Below are 17014 nucleotides of genomic sequence, written 5' to 3'. Positions count from 1 at the left end.
AGCAGGCTCAGGCCGCCGAGGCGAGGCGCTGCGCCGCTGCAGGTGAGCCCGCACTGGCAAACAGCTCCAGGCACGTCCGCTCGGGATCATCGCTCTCGAGCACCGGTGCCAGCAAGGACGCCAGACGACGCGTGTCGGCCCGCAGCACACGCTGCTTGACCGCCGCCACCTGGGTTGGATGCATGGAAAAGCTGCGCAGGCCCATGGCCAGCAGCAATTCGGTGAAGGCCGGGTCCCCCGCCATCTCACCGCACACACTCACCCCCTTGCCTGCCGCACGCGCCTGCACGATGGTGTTGTGCACCAGATGCAGCACGGCAGGGTGCCAGGGATCGTACAGATGCGCCACGGCCTCGTCGGCGCGATCAATGGCCAGGGTGTACTGGATCAGATCGTTCGTACCGATCGACAGGAAGTCGAAATGCCGCAGGAACAAGGGCAGGGTCAGGGCCGCCGCCGGCACCTCGATCATGGCGCCCAGCTCGGCCCGCCCGAAAGGCTTGCCCGACTCCGCCAACTGACGCTGCACATGGTGGATCTGCTCCAGCGTCTGGCGGATCTCGTGAAGGCTGCCCAGCATGGGGATCATGATCTTGACCGGCCCGTGATGAGCCGCCCGGAACAAGGCCCGCAACTGGCGGCGGAACATGCTGGGCTCCGCCAGACTCCAGCGGATGGCGCGCAGGCCGAGCGCCGGGTTGAGCACAGATTCGTGACGCAACTCGCTGGGCGTCATGCCCTCCAGCGGCTTGTCGGCACCGATGTCGACCGTGCGGATCGTCACCGGCAGGCCATTCATGCCCTCGACCGCGCGGCGATAGGCGTCGTATTGCTCTTCCTCGTCGGGCAGATCATCGTGGTCGCGCCCCATGAACAGGAACTCGCTGCGGAACAGGCCCACACCCGCCGCGCCGGACTCCAGAGCACCCGGGGCATCCTCGGGCATCTCGATGTTGCCCAGCAACTCGATGCGCTCGCCATCGAGCGTGACCGCCGGGGTATGACGCAAGCGTGCCAGACGACCACGCTCCAGCTCGCTCTGGCGCTGGCGGAAGCGGTACTCCTCCAGCACGATGGGCGAGGGATCGACGATCACCAGACCGGCATCGCCATCGATGATGATGCAGTCATCCTGGCGGATCAGGTTGCTGGCCTGGCGCGCCCCCACCACGGCAGGGATGTCCATGCTGCGCGCCACGATGGCCGTGTGCGAGGTCTTGCCCCCCACATCGGTCACGAAGCCCGTGAACACGCTGCGCTTGAAGTTGAGCATGTCGGCCGGCGAGATGTCCGAGGCCACCAGCACCAACGGATCGTCGCCGCCGAAATCTCTCGGGTGGGGCTGCATGGCCGGCAAGCCGCCACCGCGCCCCAGATTGCGCAACAAGCGCTCGACCACCTGCTCCAGATCGGCCTTGCGCTCGCGCAGATAGGCGTCTTCCATCTCGTCGAACTGGCGCGCCAGCACTTCCAGTTGGGCCGACAGGGCCCATTCGGCGTTGTAGTGACGCTCGACGATCCAGACCACCGCAGCGCCGATCAGGGCCTCGTCCTGCAGCAGCATCTGGTGCACGTCCAGCAGGGCGGCCAGCTCGGTGGGCACATCGCTGGGCAGATCGTGCTTGAGCATGTCGAATTCGGCGGCCACCGTGTCCCGCGCCGCGATCAGGCGCGCGATCTCTTCGTCCACCCGGGCCGGGTCGACGAAATGGTGGGGAACGTCCACCCGACTGGATGCCACCAGCACAGCACGGCCAATGGCCACGCCGCGAGAAACAGGCAGACCAAATATCTGGATGCTCATGGGTAGATGCTAGCAGTACAAACTCGAGCTGGGTGTCAGGATTTAACCAGGGCATGCCACAGCGACGACTTGCGTCAGGTCACGGTTTTGTCACACAAGGGTCATGCCGGCGTCATCGCTCCTCTTGACACTGGCTGACATCGACCAACCCAGGAGCCGATGATGCGGGACCTGCCCTTGCCCACCTTGCCTCTGTCCGACCTGACGCCCAGCCTGTCACGCAGCCCCGCGCTGTCCCGGAGGTCACTTCACGGTCGCTCCCTCGGGTCTGGCCTTGAACAAGCCCCCCAGAAACTGGAGGTCGTTTGGGCACGCACTGCGCAGGATGTTCTCGCGGCTCAACGCCTGAGACACCTGGTCTTTGTCGACGAAATGGGCGCACGACTGACTGTGCCAGCCGGCAGCCCCGAGGGTCATGACATCGACCTTTTCGACCCCTATTGCGAGCACCTGCTGGTGCGCCTGGTCGAGGAGGACGGCGAGCCGGGCGAGGTCATCGGCACCTACCGGGTCCTGACCCCCGAGGCCTCACGGCGCATTGGGGGCCTCTACAGCGAAACCGAGTTCGACCTGACGCGCCTGCGTCCGCTGCGCGGCAAGATGGTCGAACTGGGTCGCTCCTGCGTCCACCCCGACCACCGCCAGGGTGGGGTCATCATGGCCCTGTGGGGCGCCCTGGCCGAGTTCATGGTGCGCAATGACCTGGACACCATGATCGGCTGCGCCAGCATCAGCATGCGCGATGGCGGCCACGTGGCGGCCAGCCTGTGGGAGCAGTTGCGTCACACGCACCTGGCGCCCATCGACGTGCAGGTGCGCCCCCGCCTGCCCCTGCCGGTCGATGACCTGGACCGCAGCCTGGCCGTCGAGCCTCCGGCGCTGATCAAGGGCTATCTGCGTTGCGGCGCCCGCATCCTGGGCGCCCCGGCCTGGGACCCCGACTTCAACACGGCCGACCTGCCCATGATGATGCGCCTGGCCGATCTGCCCTCACGCTACCGCCGTCACTTTCTTGGCGCGTGACAAAGAAAGCGAAGAATGGGCCCCTGCGGGCCCGGAGAGCGGCGCGCAGGGACTAGACTGCGCGCCATGCCCGCCTCTCCCCGTCGCTCTCCCTCTGCCGCCCCCCATCAGGGCACACCGGCCTCCTTGCCGCTGTGGCAACTGCTGGCGCACTGTGCCGATGCCGTCAGTGCGGTCCAGTCCGGCCGCTCCCTGACCGACGCGCTGGATGCCTGCCCCGCCGCCGCCCGTCCCGGCACCCAGGCCCTGTCCTTCGCCGTCATGCGCCGCCTGGGCCTGGCCCGCGCGCTGCGAGGCTTGCTGGTCGCCCGCAAGCCGGCCCCCTGGGTCGATGGCCTACTGACCTCAGCCCTGGCCCTGGCCTGCGGCACCGAGTACCCTGCACACACCCTGGTCGACCAGGCCGTGGACGCCGCCAAGCGCAAGGCGCGCCCAGCCAGCGGCATGGTCAATGCCGTGCTGAGGCGCTTCCTGCGGGAGCGCGATGCCTTGATCGCCCAGGCCCAGCAAGACCCGCAAGCCCGCTGGAACCACCCCTTGTGGTGGATCGAGCGCCTGCAGCAGGACTGGCCCGAGCACTGGATGGCCTTGCTGGACGCCAATCAGCACGCCGCCCCCATGATGCTGCGCGTCAACCGTCGCCAGCGATCGGTGACCGACTACCAGCAGCAACTGCAGGACCTGGGACATCCCAGCCGCGCCTTTGGCGATGCCGGTCTGGTGCTGGACCAGGCCTTGCCCGTGCACCAGTTGCCCGGCTTCGAGGCGGGTGATGTGTCCGTGCAGGATGCCTCGGCCCAACGTGCCGCGCCCCTGCTGCTGCAAGCCGGCCTGTCCGCCGGCGCCCGGGTGCTGGACGCCTGCAGCGCCCCCGGCGGCAAGACCGCACACCTGCTCGAAGCCCTGGACGTGCAGATGCTGGCACTCGACACCGACGCCCAGCGCCTGCAGCGTGTCGACCAGACCCTGGCTCGCTTGCATCTGAGCGCCCGCACCCAGGCTGCCGACGCCTCGCAGACCGCACTGTGGTGGGATGGCCAACGGTTCGATGCCATCGTGCTGGACGCCCCCTGCAGCGCCTCGGGCATCGTGCGGCGCCACCCGGACGTGCGCTGGCTGCGCCGCGCCAGCGACATCGATGCCCTGGCGGCCACGCAGGACCGCCTGCTCGACGCCCTGTGGCCCCTGCTGGCCCCCGGCGGTCTGCTGCTGTACTGCACCTGCTCGCTCTTCAAGCAGGAAGGACAAGCGCGCATCGACGCATTTTTGCAACGACAGCCCCAGGCCCAGGCCCTGCCCGCCCCAGGTCACCTGCTGCCTGTGGTCGAATATCCCGACGCATCCCTGCCTGAGGCCACTCCCGTCTCGGGTGACGGTTTTTTCTACGCCCTGCTGCGCAAGCCCGCCCTTGCCGAACAATGAACGTGCCCAGCCGCCGCACCGTCCTGCTGCGCGCTGCCTCGGTCCTGGCCGCAGGCAGCGTGGGCATGTCCGCGTGGGCGCAATTGGCTGGCACAGGTCGCACCCAGGTCGAACTCTCCCAGCTCCAGGTCCAGCGCTCCGATGAAGGGCTGCTGCTCAACTACGCCGTGCGCTTCGAGCTGCCTCATGACGTCGAAGACGCCCTGCTCAAAGGAGTCGCCGTGGTCTTTTCGGCGCGGGCCGAAGTGTTTCGGGAACGCTGGTACTGGTATGACCGCTCCCGCGCCGTGGCCGAACGCCACTGGCGACTGACCTACCAGCCCCTGACCCGGCGCTGGCGTGTCTCGGTGGAAGGTCTCAGCCAGCACTATGGCAGCCTGAGCGAGGCGCTGGCCGTGATGCAGCGCGGCAGCCGCTGGCGCATCATGGACCAGGCTCCCGCCAACGACGAACGGGATCATTACGTCGAATTCAGCTTCCAGCTGGACCGCGACGAGTTGCCCCGCCCTCTGCAGATCGGCCTGAGCGATCAGAGCGAGTGGACCATCGCCGTGGCGCGGCGCGTCCCCATCTCCCTGGCCCGATGAGCGCATTCAAGGCCAACCGCTGGGCATGGATCGTTCTGGGCCTGGCCATGTTCGGGGCCGGCCTGGTGCTGGCCTTCATGCTGGTGTTCGCCACGCAGAACCGCGAACGCTTCGAACCCCACTTCATCTGGCTGTTCTGGACCAATGTGGCCATCGCCTCCCTGCTGGCGGTGGTCATCGTGCTGGCCCTGGGGCGCCTGGCCCTGCGGGTGCGGCGGCGCAAGTTCGGCAGCCAGTTGCTGCTCAAGCTGGCAGGCATCTTTGCCGTGGTGTCCCTGGTGCCTGGCCTGCTGATCTATGGGGTGTCCTACCAGTTCGTCTCACGCAGCATCGAGACCTGGTTCGACGTGCGCGTGGAAGGCGCCCTCGAAGCGGGCCTCAGCCTGGGCCGCACCACCATGGACACCCTCAGCCAGGACTTGGCCGACAAGACCCGCCTGGCCGCCGAGCGCATGTCCGGCCTGCCCAGCCAGGCCGACACCGACAGCCAGCCCCCTTTGCTGGAACTCGAACGCCTGCGCGAACAACTGGGCGCCGACCGTGTCGCCCTCATCAGCGAGGCCGGTGCACTCACCACCCAGGTGGGTGGGCAGAGCGATCTGGGCCTGTCGGCCGGGCGTGTGCCCACCTCCTGGCGCGAAGATGCCCGCAACCGCGGCGTGGTGTCCCTGATCGAGGGGCTGGACGATGGCAAGGAACCGCGCGTGATGGCGCTGGCCTGGATGCCCGACCGCAGCTTCAGCCTGCAAAGCCGCGGGCGCTTCCTGCTGGTGCAGCAACCCATTCCAGCCAAGCTGCTGCGCAACGCCCTGGACGTCGAGAACGCCTACCGCGAGTACCAGCAACGCTCTCTGGGGCGCGAGGGCCTGCGGCGCATGTACATCGGCACCCTCACCCTCTCGCTGGTGCTGGCGGTCTTTGGTGCCCTGCTGCTGGCCGCCACCCTGGGCCAGCAACTGGCCCGCCCCCTGGTGCTGCTGGCCGAGGGCGTCAGCGAGGTGGCGCGGGGCGATCTGAGCCCCAAGGCCATCTTCACCACCAAGGATGAACTCGGTGGCCTGACCCGGGACTTCGCCGCCATGACCCAGCAACTGGCCGACGCCCGCACCCAGGCGGAGCGCAGCACCCAGCAGTTGGACAACGCCCGCTCACGCGTGCAGACCATTCTGGACAACCTCACCTCGGGCGTGATCGTGTTCAATGCCCAAGGGCTGATCGACACGGTCAACCCCGGGGCCACGCGCATCCTGCGAGCCCCCTTGTCTGCCTATGCGGGCCGCGCGCTCCATGAGGTGCCCAATCTGCAAGCCCTGGCGCAGGCCGTCAACGACCGTTTCGCGGCCTACGACAGCGACCCCGAGCCCGGTGAGCGGCAGCAATGGCAGGAATCCTTCGAGGGGCCGCTGACCGACCCCAGTTCCCCCCAGGAAGCGCAGACCCTGCTGGTGCGCGGCGCCGATCTGCCCGCCGGTGCACGCCTGATCGTGTTCGACGACATCACCGAACTGGTCTCCGCCCAGCGCTCCAAGGCCTGGGGCGAAGTGGCCCGCCGGGTCGCCCACGAGATCAAGAACCCGCTCACGCCCATCCAGCTGTCGGCCGAGCGCTTGCAGATGAAGCTGCACGACAAGCTGGACGAGCCCGGCCAGCAGTTGCTGACCCGTTCTGTCAACACCATCGTCGCCCAGGTCCAGTCACTCAAGACCCTGATCAACGAGTTCCGCGACTTCGCCCGGCTGCCCACGTCCCGGCTGGCGCCGCTGGAGCTCAACACCCTGGTCAGCGAGGTCCTGGCGCTGTACGGACAGGCCATCGACAGCGGCCTGCTCAAGGTCAATATGGCGCCGGATCTGCCCACCATCGAGGGCGATGCCACGCTGCTGCGCCAGGTGGTGCACAATCTGGTTCAAAATGCGATGGATGCCGTACAGCAGACGCCCACCACCGAGAGCCCCCGAGTCGATCTGATCACCGAGGCACGTCGCGACGATCAAGGACAGATCCACACCGTGCGACTGGTCATCAGAGACAATGGCCCAGGCTTTCCCGAGAAGGTACTCAAGCGCGCTTTCGAACCCTATGTCACCACCAAGTCGCACGGCACAGGCCTGGGACTTGCAGTTGTCAAGAAGATCGCAGACGAACACCATGCCGTCGTTCGGCTCAGAAACCTTGCAGACCCAGGCAATCCCTCAGGGATTGGAGGTATGACAGGGGCTCAAGTTTCGTTATCATTTTCAAAGCTGTCATCCAACTCACCTCAGGCGGCCCCGTTCGACAGCACGAAGGCATCCTGAGGACACAAAATTCATGGCCACTATCCTTGTAGTTGACGACGAACTCGGCATCCGTGCCCTGTTGTCCGACATCCTGACCGACGAAGGTCACACGGTTGAAGTCGCAGAGAACGCGGCGCAGGCGCGCACCATGCGCGAGCAATGCAAGCCCGATCTGGTGCTGCTGGACATCTGGATGCCCGATGTGGACGGCGTGACCCTCCTCAAGGAATGGGGCGCCAACGGCCAGCTCACCATGCCTGTGATCATGATGTCCGGCCACGGCACCATCGACACGGCCGTGGAGGCCACCAAGGTCGGCGCTCAGGCCTTCCTTGAAAAGCCCATCACCATGCAAAAGCTGCTGCGTGCGGTCGAGCAAGGTCTGGCCAAGCCCAGCGCCGCCGCCCCCACGACCGGCAAGCCCCTGGGCTTGAGTGGCACACCGCACCTGGCCAGCGTCACCCCGATCACAGCCGCACCGTCCTACGTCCAGCAACCCAGCGCGCCGCAACTGATGGCCGTGCGCAGCAACGATCTGGGCATCGCAGGCCTGACCACCTCCAGCAGCATGAGCAGCGGCGTGGGCGGCATGCACCATGGCGGCCACGTGGGCGCCCCTGCGCTGGGCGGCGGCCTGGCCCATGAGCAGCTCTTCGAACTCGACCGCCCCCTGCGCGAGGCACGCGACGACTTCGAGCGCGCCTACTTCGAGTTCCACCTCGCCCGTGAAGGCGGCAGCATGACGCGCGTGGCCGAGAAGACCGGCCTGGAGCGCACCCATCTGTATCGAAAACTCAAACAATTGGGTGTCGATCTGACACGCAACCGCAAAACGGCCGTAAATTGATGCTATAGTCTCGTTCTCTGTTGATCAGCGCAAGAAATTGCAACGGTTCACAGTGATGGCCTGGTAGCTCAGTTGGTAGAGCAGCGGATTGAAAATCCGCGTGTCGGTGGTTCGATTCCGCCCCAGGCCACCAAGATCTTGAAGAAGCCTATCCACGCGGTAGGCTTCTTTCCTTGATCAACATGCGGGATTAGCTCAGTTGGTAGAGCGATACCTTGCCAAGGTATAGGTCGAGAGTTCGAGCCTCTTATCCCGCTCCATATTTTCAAAGGCCCTGACAGTGAACTGTCAGGGCCTTTGTCTTTCTCGAGCTTGTCAGGCGATGTCGAAGCGATCCAGGTTCATCACCTTGGCCCAGGCCGCCACAAAATCGCTCACGAACTTCTGCTGCGCATCGCTGCTGGCGTAGACCTCTGCCAGCGCGCGCAATTGCGAGTTGGAGCCAAAGACCAGATCCACGACGGTGCCCGTCCACTTCAGGTCACCGCTCACCCGATCCCGCCCTTCCAGCACGCCCGCCGTCGCGCTCTTGCGCCATGTCGTGCGCATGTCGAGCAGGTGGACAAAGAAATCCTGTGTCAGCACCTCCGGACGATGGGTGAACACACCGTGCGGTGTCTGGCCGGCGTTCGCGTTCAGGACACGCAGGCCGCCGATCAGCACGGTCATCTCCGGCGCGCTCAGCGTCAACAGTTGCGCCTTGTCGATCAACAACTCTGCCGCCGCCTCCTCCATCCCCTGGCGAACGTGGTTGCGGAAGCCATCGGCGAGCGGCTCCAGCACCGCGAACGATTCGACATCGGTCTGCTCCGGCAAGGCATCCATGCGCCCAGGCGTGAACGGCACCTGGATGTCATGGCCCGCCGCCTTCGCGGCCGCCTCGACCGCCGCACAACCGCCCAGCACGATCAGATCGGCCAGAGACACCTTCTTGCCACCCGACTGGGCACCATTGAACTCATCGCGAAGGGCTTCGAGTCGGGACAACACCTGGGCCAGCTCCGCCGGCTGATTGACCGCCCAGTCCTTCTGCGGCGCCAGACGGATGCGTGCGCCATTGGCACCACCCCGCTTGTCACTGCCACGGAAGGTCGAGGCAGACGCCCAGGCCGTGCGGACCAGTTGCGAGATGGACAAGCCCAACGACAGCACCCTGGCCTTCAGTGCGGCCACGTCCTGATCGTTCACCAAGGGGTGATCCACGGCCGGGATGGGGTCCTGCCAGATCAGCACTTCTTGAGGCACCAGGGCGCCCAGATAGCGTGAACGCGGCCCCAAATCGCGGTGCGTCAGCTTGAACCAGGCGCGGGCGAAGGCGTCAGCAAAAGCCTGCGGGTCCTGGTGGAAGCGGCGCGAAATTTTCTCGTAGGCCGGGTCAAAGCGCAGCGACAGGTCGGCCGTGGTCATCATCGGCGGGTGCTTCCTGGAGGGATCGTGCGCGTCGGGGATCAGATGTTCGGGCTTGCAGTTCTTGGGCGTCCACTGGTGGGCCCCCGCCGGGCTCTTGGTCAGCTCCCACTCGTAGCCCAGCAGCATGTCGAAATAACCGTTGTCCCACTGGGTGGGGTTGGGCTTCCAGGCGCCTTCAATGCCGCTGGTGGTGGTGTGCACGCCCTTGCCGCTGCCCAACTGGTTGATCCAGCCCAGGCCTTGTGCCTCGATCGGCGCCGCTTCCGGCTCGGGGCCCACCAGCTTGGGGTCACCCGCACCGTGGGCCTTGCCGAAGGTGTGACCACCAGCGACCAAGGCCACGGTCTCTTCGTCGTCCATGGCCATGCGGGCAAAGGTTTCGCGCACATCACGGCCCGAGGCCACCGGATCAGGCTTGCCATCCGGACCTTCCGGGTTCACATAGATCAGACCCATCTGCACGGCAGCCAGAGGGTTGTCCAGCTGGCGGTTGCCGGAGTAACGGCTGTTGGCCTTGTCGCTGGTGGCCAGCCATTCGCGCTCGGCACCCCAGTAGACGTCCTCTTCGGGCGCCCAGATGTCCTCGCGGCCACCGGCAAAACCAAAGGTCTTGAAGCCCATGGACTCCAGGGCCACATTGCCCGCCAGAATCATCAGGTCAGCCCAGGAAATCTGACGGCCATATTTCTGCTTGATCGGCCACAGCAGGCGACGTGCCTTGTCCAGGTTGCCATTGTCCGGCCAGCTGTTGAGAGGGGCAAAACGCTGATTGCCGGCGCCGGCACCACCTCGCCCATCGCTGATGCGGTAGGTGCCCGCCGAGTGCCAGGCCATGCGAATCATCAGGCCACCATAATGACCCCAGTCCGCAGGCCACCAGTCCTGGGAATCCGTCATCAGCGCATGGAGGTCCTTGACCACGGCATCCAGGTCCAGGCTCTTGAAGGCTTCTGCATAGTTGAAGGCCGCACCCATGGGGTCGGCCTGAGGGGAGTGCTGGTGCAGAATCTTCAGGTTCAACTGTTGAGGCCACCAGTCCGCGTTGCTCGGGGCACCGGCCAAGGCCTGCCTGCCCGCCGCGCCCGAAAACGGGCATTTTGATTCAGTCGACATGCGTCTCTCCTTTGATCGTTGGACATGAACAGCGAAGTTCAGTCTAGGGCGATGACATGACGCGATCAATGCAATTTTGCCAATCGAGTCCATAGCCTGGGCACGGGTCAGACCGTGACACGGCACAGTACATTTCCCCCATGACAAGAGCGCCCTTTCACGACTCCCCAGCCTGGAACGTCACACTGCGTGATGCGCCGTCTTCCTGTGATGTCCTGGTCATCGGTGCAGGCCCGGCCGGCAGTGCCTGTGCTCGGCAACTCGCGCGTGCGGGCTGGCAGGTGGTGCTGGCCGACAAGAAGGCCCTGCCGCGTGACAAGGTCTGCGGAGACGCCCTGGTCCCGGATGCGATCGCCGCCCTCAAGCACCTCGGTCTTCACGAACGCGTCTGCGCCGCAGGCCGGCAGATGGGCCAGGCCCGCTGCGTGGCGCCTTTCCAGCAGGAGATCGCCGTGCCCGGCGACATGATCGTTCTGCCCAGACAGGATCTCGACGAGATCCTGGCCCGAGGCGCGGTGGAAGCTGGAGCGGTGCTGACGGCACCTGCGGGCTTTGTGAAACCCCTGGTCGACGCACAAGGACGCGTGATCGGAGCCGTGCTCGAAAACCAAGGGCTGGTCAGGCACATCGCCGCACGCTGGGTGGTTCTGGCCACGGGCGCGGCCACGCCACCCCTGCAGGCGGCAGGTCTCTCGGCTCGCAAGACCCCCAGCGGCTTTGCCCTGAGGCAATACATCCGGCACGACACCCTTGCCAGCGAGATGCAGGCCTTGCGTTTTGTCTGGCACCGCGCCCTGCGGGGAGGTTATGGCTGGATCTTCCCGGGCCCCGATGGGGTCTGCAACATTGGTGTGGGCATCAGCAGCCACCCGCAGCGCCGCGGCAGCCCGCGAGAAGGAGTGCGCCTGCACGACCTGTTCGAACGCTTCGTCCAGGTGGACCCGATCGCCGCACGCCTCGTGGCCGAGGGCGCCCCCCTGGGGCCTGCCAAGGGGGCGCCACTGCGGTTCGATCTCACGGGCGCTGACTGGGTCAAGCCCGGCCTGCTCGTCACAGGAGAAGCCATTGGCAGCACCTACCGCCTGACGGGTGAAGGCATCGGCAAAGCCATGGAAACAGGCATGGCCGCCGCGGACAGTCTGACATCGGTGGTCGCAGCCCCGGCAGTGCTGGATGCCGGGATCTCAGCAGACACCGATGCAGCGGTGAGCGAGGCCTATGTGACTCGGCTGAATGCCTTGCGGCCACGGTTCGAGATGTACCAACAAGCCGCGCATGTGAACAAGCACCCCTGGCTGATCAGCCTGGTGATCTGGAAGGCCGGCCGCCTGCCATGGGTCACCCGGGCCCTGGCCGACATCCTGGCCGAACGCCGCCTCCCGGAGAGCATCCTGTCCTGGCGCGGCCTCAAGCTCCTGTTCAAGCGTCGATAGCGGCGCACTAAAATCACGGCTCTGCCCTTGCCCTGCCCCGCCGTGAAGCCCTCGATCTACCTTGTCGACATCGATCGCCCAGACACCTGGGCCCGCTACCGCAAAGGCATGTGCAACACCTGCATGGCCAGTTGCTGCACCATGCCCCTGGAAGTCAAATTGGCTGACCTGGTGCGGCTGGGCATGGTCGACCCCTTCGAGGCCGAGCACGAAGTGCCCAAGCAGATCGCCAAGCGCCTGAGCAAGGCTGGTCTGATCGACCACTTCAACTTCAAGTACGGCCTGTTCACCCTGGCCCGCCGCGCCAGTGGCGACTGCCACTTCCTGGACGCCATCACCCGCCGCTGCACCGTCTACGACAATCGCCCCAACACCTGTCGCAAGCATCCCGAGCAGGTGGGCGCTCGACCCGGCTACTGCGCCTACCGCGCCAAAACCACCCCCAGCAGCACCTGAGCGGGCAACTCAAGAGGGGCCGACCAGGATCCGGATGCGCCCGACCATGCTGTCGGCCAGGGCCCGGTCGCCCACAAAGACCTCACCGAGCTGCTCCCCCGTGAACAACTCTGCCTCTTCGTCCGAGTGGGCCCGCAGCACCACCTGGATATGGGGATTCAAGGTGCGCGCGATCTCGACCATCTGCGCCACGTGAAAGCTGTCGGCCAGCGCGATCACGAGCACGCTGGCGCGTGCCACATGGGCCTGGATCAGCACCGATGCCTCCGAGGCATCTCCGGACACGGCATTGATGCCCTCCTGGCGCAATTGATCGACTCGCTCGCGGTTCTGATCGGCCACCACCAAGGGGATGCCCTGCGCGCGCAGGCCAGTGGCGATGTGCCGCCCCAGCCGGCCATAGCCGACCAGCACCACCTGCCCCATCAGATGAGCCGGATCGACCGACAAGGGCAACTCGGCCAGGGGGTCGTCACGCGAGGCCAGTTGCCGCGCATAGGCCGAGCGCGCCTGGATCCAGGCCTGGACAGGCTCCACCGCCGCAAACAGCAAGGGATTGCAGGCGATCGAGATCATCGCGCCGGCCAGGATCAGGTTCTGCCCTTCCAATGGCAGCAGGCCCAGGCTCATGCCCAGGCCCGCCAGCATGAAAGAGAACTCACCGATCTGCGCCAGCCCCGCTCCCACGGTCAGCGCCGTGCTCAGGGGATACCGGCAGATCAGCACCAGGGCGATGGCCGCCAGCGTCTTGCCCACCATGATGATGGCGACCACCGCCAGCACCCGCAGGGGGTTGCCCAGCACCGTGTGTGGATCAAAGAGCATGCCCACCGACACGAAAAACAGCACGGCAAACGCATCTCGCAAGGGCATGGACTCGTCGGCCGCCCGGTGGCTGAACTCGGACTCGCGCATCATCATGCCGGCAAAGAAGGCGCCCAGGGCAAAGGACACATCAAAGAGCATGGCCGCGCCGTAGGCAATGCCCAGGGCCGCGGCGCTCACGCACAGCGTGAACAGCTCTCTCGACCCGGTGCGAGCCACCATGAGCAGCACCCGCGGGAACACCCGGCGCCCGACCACCAGCATCAAGGCGACGAAGGCACTCACCTTGGCCAGCATCCAGGCCAGCGCCCACCAGAGCGCCCACCCGTGAGAGGATCCCTGTGCCTCAGCCCCCTCGGGGGCCTTCAGCCATCCGGCCAGGGGAGGCATCAAGACCAGCACCAGCACCATCACCAGGTCTTCCACCACCAGCCAGCCCACCGCGATGCGACCGTTGATGGTGGAGAGCGACTCGCGCGTGTCCAGCGCCCGCAGGAGCACCACCGTGCTGGCCACCGACAGCGACAGACCGAACACCAGGGCGGCCCCCACATCCCAGCCCCAGCACCAGGCCGTGCCCATGCCCAGGGCCGTGGCCACCACGATCTGCACCAGGGCCCCGGGCACCGCCATGCGCCTGACAGTCAGCAACTCGTCCAGGGAAAAATGCAGCCCCACACCGAACATCAGCAGCATCACGCCGATCTCGGCCAACTGGCGAGCGATGTGCGCATCGGCCACGAAGCCGGGTGAGTGCGAGCCCAGCATCACTCCCGCCAGCAGATAGCCCACCAGGGGCGGCATCTTCAAGCGCGCGGCGCCATAGCCCAGGATGAGTGCCAGACCCAGACCGGCCGCAATGGTGGAGATCAGACTCACGTCATGGGGCATCTGGACCGCACCTCCCTGGCAGGTGGACAGGAGCCGTGTGGGGATCGTAGTCCAAAACCCTCTGCGAGCCCATCCCCCTGGCTATGATTGTTCCCATGACGGAACAATCTCACGGCCCCATCGATCCGAACGACCTGCTCATCTTTGCTCACGTCGCTGACCTGGGCAGCTTCAGCAAAGCGGCGGACAAACTGGGTTTGCCCAAGTCCACCGTCTCACGGCGACTGGCTGCGCTGGAGCAGGACCTGGGCGAGCGCTTGCTCTTGCGCACCACCCGACGCCAGACCATGACCGAATTCGGCATGCAGTTGCTGGAACATGCCCGCCAGGTGGTGGCCGAAATCGATGCTGTGGCGGAATTGCGTGAACGTCGCCAGTCGGCCCCCACCGGGCGCCTGCGCGTGTCCGTGCCCAGCGATTTCGCCAATCTGTTGCTGGCGGACATGTTGGCAGCCTTCACGGCCATGCACCCCGGCATCTCGCTGGAGCTCGACCTCTCGCCCCGTCGGGTGGACCTGCTGGGCGAGGGCTTCGATGTGGCCGTTCGCATGGGGGACCTGGCCGATGATGGCCTGCTGGCCGCGCGACGTCTGAGCGAATTCTCTGCGGGCCTGTATGCCTCGCCCCACTACCTGGCGGAGTCCGGCAGCCTGGACACCCCCGACGACCTGATCCACCACCGTGCCGTCAGGCTGCTGAGGGGCAACGGCGAGCCCGCGCCCTGGGCCCTGCGCAAAGGCGATGACCGCTGGGAAGGCGTCCCGCCCGGACGCGTGACCGCCAACTCGCCTGAACTGCTGATCCGCATGGCGGTGGCGGGAGCCGGCATTGCCGCCGTCCCGGACTACTTTGCCCTGCCGGCCGTGCGGCAAGGCCAGTTGCGCCGTGTGCTGCCGGACTGGTGCCTGCCTGCGCACACGGTGTCGGCCGTGTTCCCGGGCCGCAAGCTCATGCCCGCCAAGACGCGGGCCTTCATCGACATGCTGCAGGTGACCCTGGGCGGCATGAACGTGTCGCTGCCATCGCCAGCAAGCCACGCTGCCCCCCGCTGAGCCAGACCGAGGAGTTCAGTATCCTCTGGCCGCCAGGGCACGCTCGATCCGGCGATCAGGCACCAGCCACATCAGTGCCACCAGCACATAGATGGCCTGTGCCAGCCATGGCACGACAAAGGCCAGCGCCATGGCCACGCCATACAGGGCCATGGAGGCCTTGCCTTTCCAGTCACGGCCCAGGGCTTGCTCGATCACTGAACCAGGCCCCTCGGAGGTCTTGATCACTTGCTCGAGCACAAAATACGCCACCGCTGCCATGAACAGCACCAGCCCGTAGGCAGCGGTCGGACTGGCGGCAAAGTGCTTGTGCCCCATCCACTCCGTGGCAAAAGGCAGCAAGGACAACCAGAACAGCAGGTGCAGATTGGCCCACAGCACGGGGCCGCTCACCCTTTGCGTGACCTGCAGCAGATGGTGATGGTTGTTCCAGTAGATGCCCACATAGATGAAGCTCAGCACATAGTTGAGGAAACTCGGCACCATCGCCACCAAGGCATCGAGACGCTCACCATCAGGCGCCTTCAACTCCAGCACCATGATGGTGATGATGATCGCAATCACGCCATCACTGAACGCTTCCAGTCGATTGGTTTCCACAGAGTCTCCAGAGATGTTCAGGCCCGACAGGGCATCACCATTCAGAGTGCAGGGGCGGCCAGCCTGCGCCCACCGTCGCCCGGCACCGAGCCAAACCGCGGGTCGCCAGATGTCCAGGCGACCTGAGCGTTTCGGATCTCCTCCTGGCTGTAGCCCACGAAGTTCCACCACATCAGGATGGGCTCGGCCAAAGGCTCGCCCCCCAGCAACAGCACACGGCTGCCCGCACCCAGCGTCAGCGACACCTGATCCGGCCCTGGCGCCAGATAGGCCAGTTCATCCTGGACGAAGTGCTCCTGTCCCAGTTGCATCTCTCCCTCCAGGGCCAGCAGCGCATGCTCGAACCCCGGGTTCAAGGCCAGCGTGCACGTACCGGCCGCATCGGCCACGATGTCCATGCCCAGCAGGGGCGTGTACACCCGAGTGGGCGCCATGTGCCTCTCGTAACGCCCCACCAGCAAGGTGAAGGTGTGGCCCGCTTGCTGCCATTGAGTCAGCGACGGGTAATGGTCAAAGGCGGGTTCACAGTCGGCCATGTCGCGGGGCAAGGCAATCCACAACTGCGCGGCATGCAGGCGCTGCCCCGGTGACACCGAATCCTCGGTATGGGCCACACCGCGCCCTGCCGTCATCAGATTGACCTGCCCCGGGCGGACGATCTGCTCGCTGCCCAGACTGTCCCGGTGATGCATCTCGCCTTCGATCATCCAGGTGAAGGTCTGAAGGCAGGTGTGCGGATGGGCGCCCACATGCAGGCCCTCCCCTGCTGGAAATTCGATGGGCCCAAGATGGTCCAGAAAACACCACGCCCCCACCGTGCGTCGCTGGCGTGTGGGCAGGGCCCGATGGATGGTCAGCCCCTCTCCCAGGGTGGAGGGTCGCGAGGCGATCCGCTCGACGATCGGATCTTGTTTCAATGACATGGGTGCCCTTCGCTGGTCAGCGCCTGATTCTAGACAGCCCGTCAAAGGCATGTCGGCATGCGGGTCTGGACGGAAAAAAGCCCCAGGAGCCGAAGCGCCTGAGGCTTTTTGGGGCGACCCGACTGGGGGCGTCGGGTCTGTGTATGGTGGAGCCGGGGGGAATTGAACCCCCGTCCGCAAGCCATCAACGAGAAGATCTACATGTTTAGCTGTCTGATTTGAGTCTCGCCGTCCTGAACGCGCAGCAGCACGCTGTCAGGCCAGCCAGTCACTTGATCTTGACCTCACCCGAGTGACCCGGGTGAAGCCCAGCCTATGTGAATAACCTCGCAGCCCTTGTCTTGCGACT

General features: G+C 65.7%; 13 protein-coding genes, 2 tRNA genes and 1 other RNA gene. 10 read left to right on the top strand and 6 right to left on the bottom strand.

Translation table 11 applies throughout. The features are described from left to right. Positions 1-7 precede the first annotated feature (7 nt). A complete protein-coding gene (gene ptsP, locus VFW84_RS12950) occupies positions 8-1804 on the bottom strand; it encodes a phosphoenolpyruvate--protein phosphotransferase (protein ID WP_329680876.1) in 1797 nt (598 codons plus the stop codon). Positions 1805-1966: 162 nt separating this feature from the next. Between ptsP and VFW84_RS12945 the strand changes: the two genes are divergently transcribed. The 7 genes from VFW84_RS12945 to VFW84_RS12915 all read left to right on the top strand — a co-directional run bounded on the left by VFW84_RS12945 (position 1967) and on the right by VFW84_RS12915 (position 8222). Beyond that, on the top strand, positions 1967-2827 hold the full coding sequence (locus tag VFW84_RS12945) for a GNAT family N-acetyltransferase (RefSeq protein ID WP_329680924.1): 861 nt from the start codon (positions 1967-1969) through the stop codon (positions 2825-2827). 66 nt (positions 2828-2893) lie between these two features. Beyond that, positions 2894-4249 carry a 16S rRNA (cytosine(967)-C(5))-methyltransferase RsmB gene (gene rsmB, locus VFW84_RS12940; protein WP_329680875.1) on the top strand — a complete coding sequence of 452 codons (1356 nt, stop codon included), beginning with the start codon at positions 2894-2896 and terminating at the stop codon, positions 4247-4249. Then, a complete protein-coding gene (locus VFW84_RS12935) occupies positions 4246-4836 on the top strand; it encodes a DUF4390 domain-containing protein (protein WP_329680874.1) in 591 nt (196 codons plus the stop codon). The genes rsmB and VFW84_RS12935 overlap by 4 nt, the downstream gene beginning before the upstream one ends. Continuing rightward, positions 4833-7133: a sensor histidine kinase gene (locus VFW84_RS12930; RefSeq protein WP_329680873.1), complete on the top strand. Its 2301-nt coding sequence runs from the start codon at positions 4833-4835 to the stop codon at positions 7131-7133. The genes VFW84_RS12935 and VFW84_RS12930 overlap by 4 nt, the downstream gene beginning before the upstream one ends. Positions 7134-7146: 13 nt before the next feature. Beyond that, positions 7147-7962, top strand: coding sequence for a response regulator (locus VFW84_RS12925; RefSeq protein WP_329680872.1), 816 nt, complete (start codon positions 7147-7149; stop codon positions 7960-7962). A gap of 57 nt (positions 7963-8019) precedes the next feature. Beyond that, positions 8020-8095: transfer RNA gene (locus tag VFW84_RS12920), tRNA-Phe, on the top strand. Between the two features lie 51 nt (positions 8096-8146). Continuing rightward, a tRNA-Gly gene (locus VFW84_RS12915) sits at positions 8147-8222 on the top strand. Positions 8223-8277: 55 nt separating this feature from the next. Here the strand turns inward: VFW84_RS12915 and katG are convergent. Beyond that, positions 8278-10485, bottom strand: coding sequence for a catalase/peroxidase HPI (katG, locus tag VFW84_RS12910; RefSeq protein ID WP_329680871.1), 2208 nt, complete (start codon positions 10483-10485; stop codon positions 8278-8280). A 140-nt stretch (positions 10486-10625) separates the two neighbouring features. On the opposite strand from katG, the gene VFW84_RS12905 reads away from it, so the two are divergent. Beyond that, positions 10626-11918 carry an NAD(P)/FAD-dependent oxidoreductase gene (locus VFW84_RS12905; RefSeq protein ID WP_329680870.1) on the top strand — a complete coding sequence of 431 codons (1293 nt, stop codon included), beginning with the start codon at positions 10626-10628 and terminating at the stop codon, positions 11916-11918. 42 nt (positions 11919-11960) lie between these two features. Beyond that, entirely contained in the window at positions 11961-12374 is a 414-nt protein-coding gene (locus VFW84_RS12900; protein ID WP_329680869.1) for a YkgJ family cysteine cluster protein, read from the top strand. A 9-nt stretch (positions 12375-12383) separates the two neighbouring features. Here VFW84_RS12900 and ybaL read toward each other — a convergent pair whose 3' ends face one another. After that, positions 12384-14090, bottom strand: a complete 1707-nt coding sequence (gene ybaL / locus VFW84_RS12895; protein WP_329680868.1) for a YbaL family putative K(+) efflux transporter — start codon at positions 14088-14090, stop codon at positions 12384-12386. Positions 14091-14185: 95 nt separating this feature from the next. On the opposite strand from ybaL, the gene VFW84_RS12890 reads away from it, so the two are divergent. Further along, on the top strand, positions 14186-15142 hold the full coding sequence (locus VFW84_RS12890; RefSeq protein ID WP_329680867.1) for a LysR family transcriptional regulator: 957 nt from the start codon (positions 14186-14188) through the stop codon (positions 15140-15142). A 15-nt stretch (positions 15143-15157) separates the two neighbouring features. On the opposite strand, the gene VFW84_RS12885 is transcribed toward VFW84_RS12890, so the two are convergent. From VFW84_RS12885 to ssrA, 3 genes are all read right to left on the bottom strand, one after another. Beyond that, positions 15158-15742, bottom strand: coding sequence for a TMEM175 family protein (locus tag VFW84_RS12885; protein ID WP_329680866.1), 585 nt, complete (start codon positions 15740-15742; stop codon positions 15158-15160). Between the two features lie 41 nt (positions 15743-15783). Next, positions 15784-16665, bottom strand: a complete 882-nt coding sequence (locus VFW84_RS12880) for a pirin family protein (protein ID WP_329680865.1) — start codon at positions 16663-16665, stop codon at positions 15784-15786. 144 nt (positions 16666-16809) lie between these two features. Next, positions 16810-17014, bottom strand: a transfer-messenger RNA (tmRNA) gene (gene ssrA, locus VFW84_RS12875); the annotation flags it as partial.

This window comes from Aquabacterium sp. (assembly GCF_036279655.1).
Taxonomy (GTDB): Bacteria; Pseudomonadota; Gammaproteobacteria; order Burkholderiales; family Burkholderiaceae_C; genus Aquabacterium.
Note: the sequence above shows the minus strand (reverse complement) of the source record. Positions and strands in the feature narration are given on the sequence as shown.

Excerpts from the sequence above, each read along its gene's own strand:
- ptsP (WP_329680876.1), bottom strand. The coding sequence starts at position 1,804 with ATGAGCATCCAGATATTTGGTCTGCCTGTTTCTCGCGGCGTGGCCATT.
- VFW84_RS12945 (WP_329680924.1), top strand. The coding sequence starts at position 1,967 with ATGCGGGACCTGCCCTTGCCCACCTTGCCTCTGTCCGACCTGACGCCC.
- rsmB (WP_329680875.1), top strand. The coding sequence starts at position 2,894 with ATGCCCGCCTCTCCCCGTCGCTCTCCCTCTGCCGCCCCCCATCAGGGC.
- VFW84_RS12935 (WP_329680874.1), top strand. The coding sequence starts at position 4,246 with ATGAACGTGCCCAGCCGCCGCACCGTCCTGCTGCGCGCTGCCTCGGTC.
- VFW84_RS12930 (WP_329680873.1), top strand. The coding sequence starts at position 4,833 with ATGAGCGCATTCAAGGCCAACCGCTGGGCATGGATCGTTCTGGGCCTG.
- VFW84_RS12925 (WP_329680872.1), top strand. The coding sequence starts at position 7,147 with ATGGCCACTATCCTTGTAGTTGACGACGAACTCGGCATCCGTGCCCTG.
- katG (WP_329680871.1), bottom strand. The coding sequence starts at position 10,485 with ATGTCGACTGAATCAAAATGCCCGTTTTCGGGCGCGGCGGGCAGGCAG.
- VFW84_RS12905 (WP_329680870.1), top strand. The coding sequence starts at position 10,626 with ATGACAAGAGCGCCCTTTCACGACTCCCCAGCCTGGAACGTCACACTG.
- ybaL (WP_329680868.1), bottom strand. The coding sequence starts at position 14,090 with ATGCCCCATGACGTGAGTCTGATCTCCACCATTGCGGCCGGTCTGGGT.
- VFW84_RS12890 (WP_329680867.1), top strand. The coding sequence starts at position 14,186 with ATGACGGAACAATCTCACGGCCCCATCGATCCGAACGACCTGCTCATC.
- VFW84_RS12880 (WP_329680865.1), bottom strand. The coding sequence starts at position 16,665 with ATGTCATTGAAACAAGATCCGATCGTCGAGCGGATCGCCTCGCGACCC.